Raw genomic sequence first — 10350 nt, forward strand, 5'->3', positions numbered from 1 at the left:
ATGTCTTTGCGGAACCGAATAAAAAAAATCCGTAGCCGGGTCCGGCTACGGATTTTTTCATTAAGTGCTGATGCGATCGGGGTCGTCTGCTTATTTGGCAGCAACCAGATTTACGCTCAGTTCAAATTCGTCGTAGATCGTCTTGTCACCCAGGTTATCAAAGAAGCTACCGGAACCGTAACGTACGTTGTACTCAGAACGGTCGATGGTGATGTCGGCATTGGCTACGCGTTTGCCGGCTTCCTCCGTGATCACGGTATTGAACTTGATCTTTTTCGTCGTTTCTTTGATGGTCAGGTCGCCTACCACTTTGTATTCGCCGGGCTTGCCGCGGGATACCACTTCGGTGATGACGAACTTGGCAGTCGGGAATTTCTCAACGCCGAAGAAATCGTCGGATTTCAGGTGACCTACCAGTTTCTGGCTCCACTCTCCTTCCAGGTCGTCACAGGTGATGCTGGCCATATCGATATCAAAACCGCCGCCGGTCAGCATACCGGCCTCATCGAAATTGAGTTCACCGTTCTTGATCATCACTTTACCGTGGTGAGAACCGGTTACTTTGTAGCCTTTCCATACAATGTAACTTTCCGTTGTGTCTACGTTCACGGAGGTTTTTTCAACCGTAGTGAAGGCCAGACCGATCATCGCAACCAGGGCGATGGCAAATGTGAAAAGTGTATTGCGATTCATTTTTAAAATTGTTTTGTTAATGATTACGAATCTAATTATCCAAATAATGACTGTTAGAACGCTTACCAAAAAATAAAGTTTAAACAATCATTGTATATACATGCATTTTCTCAAAAAAAATGCGGCTTGCTTTAATACCGCATTGCGTCGAGCAGATCATTGAGCTGGGCCGCCTGCTCTTCCGACAGCTGACTTTTGGAAAGATCCATCTGATCTTCCATGGCCGCACTGGCCTGAGAAAGCAATTCCAGCCCCTGGTCAGTGATCACTACGTCTACCTGACGACGATCGAATTTACAGGACCGCCTTTCTACCAGCCCCTTCTGTTTCAGTTTCTCCACCAGCCGGGAAGCATTCGACATTTTGTCGATCATGCGCTCGGTCAGCGACTTGACGGAGGCCGGTTCTGGATACATACCGCGCAGGATCCGCAGGATATTGAATTGCTGCCAGGAAATATTGAACGGTTTCAGAGCCTTCAGGGATTGCTGATGTATCCAACTGGCCGTAAATAACACATTGATGTGTGCTTTATGGTATTCGTCTCTGAATTTCTTCTGCTGTATGGCTTCTTCAATTTTCATCCTGGTGCAAATATATGTATATACATTTAATGTAGCAACTTCAAATTAATTATTAACCTGAAATCGTAAAAAATTAACACTTCTGTTTAAAGAAACTACTATAGACATTCAATTGTTTCAAACTTTTGTGAATTTGTTCCCGGGATTTAATGTTGTACTGCCAGCCGGAATTATTTAGCTTTGCGATCCTTGCCCAACCAGGAAAGCCGTAAATAAGGTTTTATGAAAATTCTAATCATCGGAGGGGGAAATATGGGCCTTACATACGCTCAGAGTTTCCTTCGATCCCACATTGCCACTCAGGAACAGATGATGATCCTGGAAAAATCACCGGAGAAGGCCGCCGAACTCGCCAAGCAGGACATTGGGACCGTTTTCGGGACTCCGGACGGCTGCCTGAAGAATGCCGATCTTATCATTCTGGCCGTCAAACCGCAGGATGCCGAGAAACTTTTTGCCAGTTTGCGGCCGCTCGTCGATCCCCAGCAGGTATTTCTCTCCATCATGGCCGGGGTCAAGATGGAAACTATTGCCAAAGGTCTGGGAGCCGAGAAGGTCATCCGGGCGATGCCCAACCTGCCCGCCCAGATTGGAATGGGCATGACGGTATTCACCACTTCCGAATCCGTGACGCGGATTGAACTGGTCACCGTACAAAACCTGCTGAACACCACCGGGAAAACCGTTTATGTAGAACAGGAATCAGCCATTGACGCGGCCACCGCCATCAGCGGTAGTGGTCCGGCCTATGTGTGGTTCTTTATGCAGGCGATGATGCAGGCGGCCCTGGAGATGGGGTTTTCCGAATCCGAAGCCGAATTGCTCGTCAGTCAGACTTTCCGCGGAGCGATCGAACTTTACAACAAAACCGACCTGTCATTTGAAGAATGGATCCGCCGGGTATCTTCCAAAGGCGGAACTACCGAAGCGGCCATGCGTACCTACCAGGAAAAGGCGGTCCACGAGGACATTATCGCCGGTGCGCGGGCGGCGCTGAACCGGGCCGTTGAATTGGGACAATAAGCATTGAGAAAGAATAGAGCGGATGCGAATTGTGCCTTCCCTGGTCCGCGAGATCGGAAGTTGGAAGATGCAGGATGTCGGCATGGCTGTTCCGACACCCTGCATCCAGCAACTTTTGACCATTTAAGTCAGACGGATACGATCCAATCTGTCGTTTGGAGAGCCGCGAAATTTTCACAGCGTACTCCACAGCGTTTTTAAGTGACGAAACCAGCCGGCCCACAGTGGGCGATGGCCGGTATTCCGTCCTTTGTCCTTTAGTGATCAGGACGTACGTTTTATTTTTCCAGCTCACTGATCTTGTACTGAGCGGCATCCGCGTATTTTCCGCCGGCCATTTTGTAGCTTTCGATAGCCGCATCGTTCTGGCCCAGTGCCTGGTGGATCTCACCTTTGGTGAAATAAACCAGATCCTTATTCGCCGCTTCGGATACCATCGCTACGGCCTTATCAGCAGCAGCAAGCGCGCCGGAGTTATCGCCCTTTGCAGCCAGTGCTTTTGCCTTGTAAGTCAATACGTCGGAAGTTTCCTTTAGCGCCAGGAAGGCTTCGGCAGCAGCCAGCGTTTCGTCTACTTTATCGTCCAGGAACAGGCGGATCACGGTATTGGTGGCCTTGTTTTCCATGGATTCTACTTTGTCCTTCGTTTTTTCGGACATGTTGCACACTTCAGCCGCCTTCATATAAGCCGATACGGCTTCCACTTTCTGCTCATTATCATCCAGTGCCTGGGCAAGGCCGATGTGGTTGGCGTAAAAATCAGGGTTGTACTCAATGCCCAACTGGTAGGTCTCGATCGCTTTTTCAAGCTCTTCGGCTTTCCGCTGGCCGGTACCCACGTAATAGGCTGCAATAGCGCCGTTGCGCTGGGCCAAACCGATCACTTTCACGTCGGTTTCGGAGGTAGTGTCCGCCGCCGCGATAGCATCTACCAGCAAAGGCAAGGCCGCTTCAAATTCTTTTGCTTTCAGTTTCTCCAGCCCTTCATTGTACAAACTGACTGCGGAAGGAGCCGTTTCGGCCGTCTCGGAGGAAGCTTCCTCCTGAGAATATCCGGTAACAGAGAGCGCCAGCAGGAAGAATAGAAGGCTAATACGGGTAATCGTTAAATGCATGAAACAATGTTTTTACGTTAGAAAAATCGTAAAAATATTATCTCTTGCTAAGAACAACAAACCGTACAAGGTTTTCCTTAAGACAAAATCCGGCTTTTTAACGTTTTCGGCCATTCTCCGGCGGATGTTTACCCCCTTTGCTGCCAGAAGCCGCGCAACGGCATAGTGTGTTTCTTAAAGTTGTATTAAATTTGAGCCGGGATAAAAATTCTTTCCCGCCATAAATTATTTTTAGAACGTGTTTAAATTTCATCCTTTGGCCGGTAAATAACCATCTAATGAACCTCACTTCACCAATTTTTCGCCCCGTAGCGCTGCTATGAGGCTCAAAAATACCTTTGTGAGAATCACTATCTGGTCATTTTCGCTATCAAAAACGAATTTTAAACCGGTTCTTATGCGCAACCTATACATCACAACATTTACCCACGAATTATGACGAAAGCACATCTTCCGCTACTATTCCTATTATTGAGTTTGCTCGCCTGCAAGCAGTACGAAGAGGATCTGCTCAGCGGTACCTGGCGCGGCAGTTCCATTCTGGAGGCCAATCAGCCGCTGGATATTGAACCTTCGAACATCAAGCTGATCCTGGAGCCCAGCGGCTCCTACCGCTACGAAAGCACGCTCAATTACCAGGAAGCCGGAACGTACTTCCTGGACCAGCAGTATCTATACACCATGGATACCATCAATCAGGCTTCCACCGAAAAAGCCGTGGAGATCATGCTGCTCACCCAGGACTCGCTGCATCTGCGGATGAACGAAGCGGGCAAAGAAAGGTTGCTGAAAATGGCCCGTGAAATGTAAACCATTCCATTATACTGACGCTCTACAACTGAAAATTATGCCAAGCAAAACTACTCCCCTTACCCACATCCGTCTGAAAACAAACAAGCGGACGGCCATTTTTCCCCGGTTTCCCGCCGACGAAGTCCTTCCCCAAAAGTTTGGTCCCGGGATCATTACGCATTCCCTGACAAAACAGGAACTCCTGCAATGCGATGAGGAGCAGGCCGGGATAAATGGTTTCCTGTACGCGATTAACCGGGCATTCTCCCAGCATTTGCCGCTACGGCTGAAACCGGAATACTTCTGGATGCTCATTCTGCAGGGAGTAGCGAAACACATTGATCAGAATCCCGAGAAATACCGACACCTGCTGGTCGAACACGAAGGAAAAGCCGAGATCAAAGTGCGGGACGATGCACTGTTGGTGGATAAATCACGCTGGGCAACTATTCCCGATCAACTGATCCAGGAGTTTCGCGGCCATCTTGCCGATGCCGGTCAGGATCTGGAAACTTTTCTCCCGAGTTTTTCTACCACTACGGATGCAGAACGGATCGCTTTTCAGATCGGTATCCTGGATATCTATTCCAACTATTTCGATTATCTGGTCATGTCGCTCTGCGGCATTCCGGAAATTGAACTGGAGGGAAGTCCCGATGACTGGCAGGAGATCGAAGATCGACTGAACGGCCTCGCCTTTCTCGAACTCGACTGGTGGACGCGGCATCTGCGCCCCATCATCCGGAAAATAAAAGCGAGTGCCGCCGGTGAAGCGGACGTGGATTTCTGGACTTCCATATACAAATACATGGAAATGAGCGGTGGGCCCTACATCAGCGGTTGGATCATCAACTTTTTTCCCTACCTGAAGGAGAAAGGCAAATTGCGGGATAAACCCAAAAATGATACATCCCCGGGTGACGCTTTTCAAAGCTGGTCCCCCAGTGGAATCGTTTTTTCCGATGTCGAAAAACGAAACCCTTATCTCGGGATGGAGGAAGTTCCCAGAGTACTAAAGATGGATAACTTTCACACGGGCGTCTCCCGGGTACCGTTCAAATGGATGAAAACGGGCACGCTCGTAGATATGCACTTCACCGGAGGCTTTATCGGTGTCGATCAGGATGAAGATTCTCTGGCGCTCGTTCCCAAACTGGGTTGGATCGTATCCAAAGCTGCCGCCGGTCAGTAATGCGGATCGCATCGCCGACGATAAGTGTTTGGCGGTGATCAACTTGTAAAGATGATCGCTTGATTTCGTAATCAGCCCAAACTGGCTAAATTAAATTGATGGAAATAGTGGTAGTGAAAAGTTATTACAGACAGACTTTGTAATTTGCTCTTCGGTATCCAAAATTAAATTGCTCCCGGGGAAATGATCCGAAAGGGAATACCATTTCAATGGAAAAAGGTACCTTCTTTTGCGTGTAACTAGATCCCAAATAATTTCCCTCATTATCGTGCTTTACATCATATTTGTGCGCTTCGCCTGTTATCAGAACTGTATATTCCGGATAACTCCTAAATTCTCTATTCCCGTTTACTGTCACTATCTCTTCTTTTGGTTGCACATCCTTCGTTTTCACTACAATTTTGCCAGGATCGGTATTGTCCGGAGCAAAACGCCTGTACAAATAGCTCTCATTGTCGCTAACCAGGTGAATTGCAATATCAAACTCTTTGGCGTTTGGCATAATACTCTTATCCAAAAGAAACCCATTTTCACGATCAAAAGGATTGATATAACTACCTTCCAATTCATATTCGTAAATAAACTTGAAACCTGTATTGCATGATTCGTTATTGAGTCTCGAGCAATCCAAACCTCCATCATGGATTTTTTTTTCACTATTAAAGCTCACCCAATAGCTTTCCCATGAATACAAATCAGTATACCTGTAGCTTTCTAAACAGAATGAATTAGAAAACTCCACAGTCACAGAATCAACCGTTAAATAGGCGTAATAAAGTTGCCTGGTAGTGGGGTAATGAGCCTCAGTACGGGGAGAAGATTCTGGCTCTACAAGACCAACACACCCGTTGAGTAGAACCAACATTATCAGAATAAAGAGGATGGTGCAGAGATTTCTCAAAAGGTTTAATTTTTGACGGTGATAAATATCTAAGGATGGATATTCCGGCAATCACCTAGTAATGTCGGTTTTCAAAAACCTTCATCGTTACCGCGCATGATTACGGCCCGACACTTAAAGATAAGCCTTTTTGAAGAAACCTTTCGGGCGGTAATCGACAGGTAAGGATGGCCACTCGGTGAACCCCATGATTGCATGGCTTTCAGAAAATCTCATCCTTACATCTTTATTACGGCCAAGTATTTTAAGCATTGAAATGTGGAAACTTGAAAACGTTTCCACATTTCAACATTTCCACTTTAATACTGCTTCCGGCTTGCGGTCCGGTGATTTATCGTTCTTGCCAGCCGGGTAATTGAACCTACCGATTTTTTTTCATGCCCACCTTCAGTTTTCCCCGCAGGGCCACGTCTACGCGCATGCCGTCCGGAGCCAGGTAAGCATTGGCAATATTGAGTTCTTTCAGGTCGCCGTCCAGGATGAAGTTTTCGGTCAGCTCGTAGTTGGACAGCTGTTCTTTGATCTGGCTTTCCATATCCTTCAGGTTTTCTTCCAGCAGGAAGTCCATATTGGCCTCGATCATATTTTTGAACTTACTTTTGAGGAGCCAGCTGGCGGATTTGAGCAGGAAATTGCGGGAGTCCACGGTGTAGTTGAGGTCCTTGATATCGATGGAATTCCGGTTGGCATTGTATTCCGGCCGGCCGGTCATGGAGACGGTGCCGTTGTAGGTACCGGAAATCGTGGTATTGACCACCAGCTTATTCCCCTGACCGTAGAGTTCGATACCCTCCACCACCACGTAGCGCTTACCGTATTCGTAGCGTTCGCCTTCCACCGCTCCCTGGGCCAGACGTTGCGCTTCCTGGTAAGAGATCTGGGTGCCGACGTTAATAAAGAAGTCCTCTCCCCCCATATTGGTGTATTCAAAAGTGGGCAGCGGACGGATCGCCGGATCCTTGGGCTGGTTGCCGAAACTGAGCTGGGGTTTGGATTCAATAAGGATGGTGGCTTCGAGCTCATCCTTTTGGATATTGATGGGCGTCATACTGATCTTTTCCGGGTTCAGCATCATCCAGGCCAGATACTCCTCGGACACCAGTATGGGTTCGTGCATTTTTTTCCAGGCGCTTTCCACCAGGGTATCCAGTTTCAGGTTTGCCGAGATCTGCTGGTCAATATTCTCCGTGATGGTCGCTTTGAAATTATCGATCAGCAGGTCGGCCACAAAACCGACGGGCAGGCTGACCAGCCCCATCTTCAGTCGCGGCTTTTCCAGCCACTCGTAAGACAGGATCTCGGTGTGGGTCTCGAGTTCCCAGCTCGGTTTGATCTCGTAATCGGTTTCCAACTCGATGGCCACCGCTCCGGTACCTTCCACCTTGCCGATGCCGGCATTGTATCGCACCCAGATATCGAGCGGAACCCGGTAGGCTACCCGGTTGCTGTCCAGACGCAGGGTGATATCTTCGGTTTTTTCTGCCTTAACCATCATATCATCTCCGTCATTTATATCGTTATCTTCGTAGAGGACGGTATCGAGCTGTTTGTTGAGCATTCGCTCCAACTCCCGGATACTGAACTGCAGGGGAATATTTACCACCGAAATTCCCTGTTCGAAAAGTTCTTCATACTGCTCCGACGGACGGTTCGGCTGGGTCGTTTTGCAGGCCGGAAAAAGGCTCAGGCTGATAACGGTAAACAACCCAAGATGAAGTAGAAATGAATTTTTTATTTTCATAATAGAAGACCTTGACTGGCTGATCTGAAACTTGATTTTCAACAAAAGTAAGCATAGGAAACGAATCCCGGGCAAAGATAGTTAAGCAACCTTTAATCGGGATTACTGTCATTAATGTTGTCTGAAATTTATTGCTTAACGGAATTTTTTAACACTTGGGCCCGACTGTTATAAATACGTAAAATGGCTATTCTCCCCAATTTATGCGAGTAGCTCAAAAATGATGAAGTAACCATGAAACGATTGTTTAACACGCTTTTCCTTTTCCTACTGGGAGGTATGATCCTGGCCCAAACCTCCGGGGAAAGATGCTCTGACGACAGAGCCTATTTAGGAATTTACAGTACCAGCGTCTCCGAAGAGAAAGCCGCTATCCTTCAATTACCGCAGGAGGAAGGTAGCCTGATCACCGAAGTATTGATCGGAGGTGCTGCCGACCGGGCCGGTTTGCGCCCCTTTGATTTCATTTACGGCATTGATGAGTACCGCACCAGCAGCCGGGATGATCTCACGGATCTGCTGGTTAAATACAAAGCCGGCGACCAGGCCAATATCCACCTCATTCGTGATGGCCGGCCGATGACGATCAATCTCATCCTGGGTCGGGCTTCCGACAGCATCCAGCGGGAGCGCGATAGTGACGCATCCCCTTTTCTCGGGATCTCCAACCGGGATTCCGATAAAGATGACCTCGGCATCCTGATCAATGTCATAGACAACTCCACGGCGGATGCCATCGGATTGCAGTCCGGAGATAAGGTGCTGCTCATCAATGGGTTTCCGATGATAGACTGGAGTGATGTCACCACGGCCATCAATGATCTGGAAGTGGGGAACGAGGTAGTGGTAACCTACGAAAGAGACGGACGGAAAATGGAAGCCAGCGGTCGTATCCAAAGCCGGGAAAGATCCCTGGAGATCAGAGAAAAACGGGAATCGGTGGAAAATGCCTTTTTCGGTATTTTATCACAAACAATTTCCCAAGCCAAGGCCAAAAAACTCGGTTTCGAAAATGCTTTCGGCAGTTATGTGAGCGCTGTGATCGGGAATACAGCCGCCGAACGGGCCGGCATCATGCCCTTTGACTATATATACGGTGTAGACGAATACCGGACGGGAGAAGGTCAATCACTGACCAATATTCTCCACCGTTATCAGGCCGGCGACCGGGCCGTAGTGCACTTTGTGCGCCGCAGCCAGGATCGGCAGGTACAGGTGACATTCGGCAACCGGGATGAAGCCCGGCGGGAAAAGGTAGATGAATGCGAAGGCCCCTACTTCGGTATCCAATCCAGCCATTCCTACGTTGAACGTACCGGGGTCAGCGTAAAGATCATTCCGAAATCCACCGCACAGATCATCGGCATGAAGGACCAGGACCTTATCGTCCGGATCAACGGTTATCCAATGATCGACTGGGAGGATGTGGGCACCGCGATCGACAATATGAAAGTGGGTACCAACATTGAAGTGAAATGGATCCGCAACGGTCGGGAGATGAGCGGGCGGGCGCCCATCATGTCCTATTGCCAGACAAAAACCAATCAGATCGTGCCGCAAACCACCCACGAGGATTTGACCCGGCGGGCGCCGGGCGGCATTGATCTGGATAACGTAGAGGTGGTGGTGTCCGATATTCGTTCCGAAGAAGCCGTCCAGATGTCCCGCTTGCATAAGGTGCAACTGAGTGCGCACAACCAGATCAATATGCGATCCATCCGCATCGCTACGCGGCCAGCCAAGGGCGTTTTCCAGTTGAGTTTTGTATTGCCCGAGCACGGAAGGACGATCGTACGGATCTACAATGATGTAGGCCGGAATATCTACGAATACTATACGGATTCCTTTACGGGGGAATTTAAGGATGAGATCGACCTTTCCCAAAACGGGATCGGCACCTACTATCTGCACGTACAACAAAACGGGAAGTCGACCAGCAAACGACTGATCCTGCGCAAGGGTTAGGATCGTTAACACTTCTTACCCCAAGGTCAGAAAAGGGATTGGACTGGGTTAAATCAATAGCCCCGACGCCGCTTTTCTGGCCTTTCCTTTTTCCCATTTTATCTCTAAAAAAAAGGGCGCCACTCATTCTGGCGCCCCGGATTCTAAGTACAACTGACTTAGTATGCAAATTTTTCCATGCTCATGAGTCAGTGTCATGCGATGTGGCTAAATTGGATTTTTTCATTAAGTAACCTATTAAGATTTTCTCTTATAAATTTAGTGTATTTATCCAAATCTCTTCTGGACATTTCCTGCAAAAATCTGGACAATCTTTGCATCACGGCTTTTTATCTGGTTAATTG

9 protein-coding genes are annotated in these 10350 nt (G+C 48.3%); 4 read left to right on the forward strand and 5 right to left on the reverse strand.

From position 1 onward, the window contains the following. Window positions 1-90 precede the first annotated feature (90 nt). Both CRP01_RS36675 and CRP01_RS36680 read right to left on the reverse strand, forming a co-directional pair. Window positions 91-693, reverse strand: a complete 603-nt coding sequence (locus tag CRP01_RS36675) for a YceI family protein (protein WP_099155077.1) — start codon at window positions 691-693, stop codon at window positions 91-93. Between the two features lie 131 nt (window positions 694-824). After that, the gene (locus CRP01_RS36680; protein WP_099155078.1) at window positions 825-1277 is read right to left on the reverse strand and encodes a MarR family winged helix-turn-helix transcriptional regulator; all 453 of its coding nucleotides are present in this window, start codon (window positions 1275-1277) and stop codon (window positions 825-827) included. A gap of 222 nt (window positions 1278-1499) precedes the next feature. Here CRP01_RS36680 and proC point away from each other — a divergent pair, with 222 nt between their 5' ends. Continuing rightward, window positions 1500-2300 carry a pyrroline-5-carboxylate reductase gene (gene proC, locus CRP01_RS36685; RefSeq protein WP_099155079.1) on the forward strand — a complete coding sequence of 267 codons (801 nt, stop codon included), beginning with the start codon at window positions 1500-1502 and terminating at the stop codon, window positions 2298-2300. Between the two features lie 278 nt (window positions 2301-2578). On the opposite strand, the gene CRP01_RS36690 is transcribed toward proC, so the two are convergent. Continuing rightward, window positions 2579-3415: a hypothetical protein gene (locus tag CRP01_RS36690; RefSeq protein ID WP_099155080.1), complete on the reverse strand. Its 837-nt coding sequence runs from the start codon at window positions 3413-3415 to the stop codon at window positions 2579-2581. Window positions 3416-3850: 435 nt separating this feature from the next. Here CRP01_RS36690 and CRP01_RS36695 point away from each other — a divergent pair, with 435 nt between their 5' ends. Together CRP01_RS36695 and CRP01_RS36700 are read left to right on the forward strand one after the other, a co-directional pair. Beyond that, window positions 3851-4225 carry a hypothetical protein gene (locus CRP01_RS36695; protein ID WP_143473704.1) on the forward strand — a complete coding sequence of 125 codons (375 nt, stop codon included), beginning with the start codon at window positions 3851-3853 and terminating at the stop codon, window positions 4223-4225. A gap of 37 nt (window positions 4226-4262) precedes the next feature. After that, complete coding sequence (locus CRP01_RS36700) at window positions 4263-5399, forward strand: DUF4419 domain-containing protein (protein WP_099155082.1); 1137 nt, start codon at window positions 4263-4265, stop codon at window positions 5397-5399. A gap of 124 nt (window positions 5400-5523) precedes the next feature. On the opposite strand, the gene CRP01_RS36705 is transcribed toward CRP01_RS36700, so the two are convergent. Continuing rightward, window positions 5524-6300: a hypothetical protein gene (locus CRP01_RS36705; protein ID WP_099155083.1), complete on the reverse strand. Its 777-nt coding sequence runs from the start codon at window positions 6298-6300 to the stop codon at window positions 5524-5526. Window positions 6301-6661: 361 nt separating this feature from the next. Continuing rightward, window positions 6662-8041 carry a DUF4403 family protein gene (locus tag CRP01_RS36710; protein ID WP_099155084.1) on the reverse strand — a complete coding sequence of 460 codons (1380 nt, stop codon included), beginning with the start codon at window positions 8039-8041 and terminating at the stop codon, window positions 6662-6664. 234 nt (window positions 8042-8275) lie between these two features. Here CRP01_RS36710 and CRP01_RS36715 point away from each other — a divergent pair, with 234 nt between their 5' ends. Further along, window positions 8276-10006, forward strand: a complete 1731-nt coding sequence (locus tag CRP01_RS36715; protein ID WP_099155085.1) for a PDZ domain-containing protein — start codon at window positions 8276-8278, stop codon at window positions 10004-10006. Window positions 10007-10350 lie beyond the last annotated feature (344 nt).

Source organism: Flavilitoribacter nigricans DSM 23189 = NBRC 102662 (assembly GCF_002646595.1).
GTDB lineage: Bacteria > Bacteroidota > Bacteroidia > Chitinophagales > Saprospiraceae > Flavilitoribacter > Flavilitoribacter nigricans.

What these genes read in the sequence shown, in the direction of transcription:
- CRP01_RS36680 (WP_099155078.1), bottom strand. Translation starts at nt 1,277, where the DNA reads ATGAAAATTGAAGAAGCCATACAGCAGAAGAAATTCAGAGACGAATAC.
- CRP01_RS36695 (WP_143473704.1), top strand. Translation starts at nt 3,851, where the DNA reads ATGACGAAAGCACATCTTCCGCTACTATTCCTATTATTGAGTTTGCTC.
- proC (WP_099155079.1), top strand. Translation starts at nt 1,500, where the DNA reads ATGAAAATTCTAATCATCGGAGGGGGAAATATGGGCCTTACATACGCT.
- CRP01_RS36710 (WP_099155084.1), bottom strand. Translation starts at nt 8,041, where the DNA reads ATGAAAATAAAAAATTCATTTCTACTTCATCTTGGGTTGTTTACCGTT.
- CRP01_RS36715 (WP_099155085.1), top strand. Translation starts at nt 8,276, where the DNA reads ATGAAACGATTGTTTAACACGCTTTTCCTTTTCCTACTGGGAGGTATG.
- CRP01_RS36690 (WP_099155080.1), bottom strand. Translation starts at nt 3,415, where the DNA reads ATGCATTTAACGATTACCCGTATTAGCCTTCTATTCTTCCTGCTGGCG.
- CRP01_RS36700 (WP_099155082.1), top strand. Translation starts at nt 4,263, where the DNA reads ATGCCAAGCAAAACTACTCCCCTTACCCACATCCGTCTGAAAACAAAC.
- CRP01_RS36675 (WP_099155077.1), bottom strand. Translation starts at nt 693, where the DNA reads ATGAATCGCAATACACTTTTCACATTTGCCATCGCCCTGGTTGCGATG.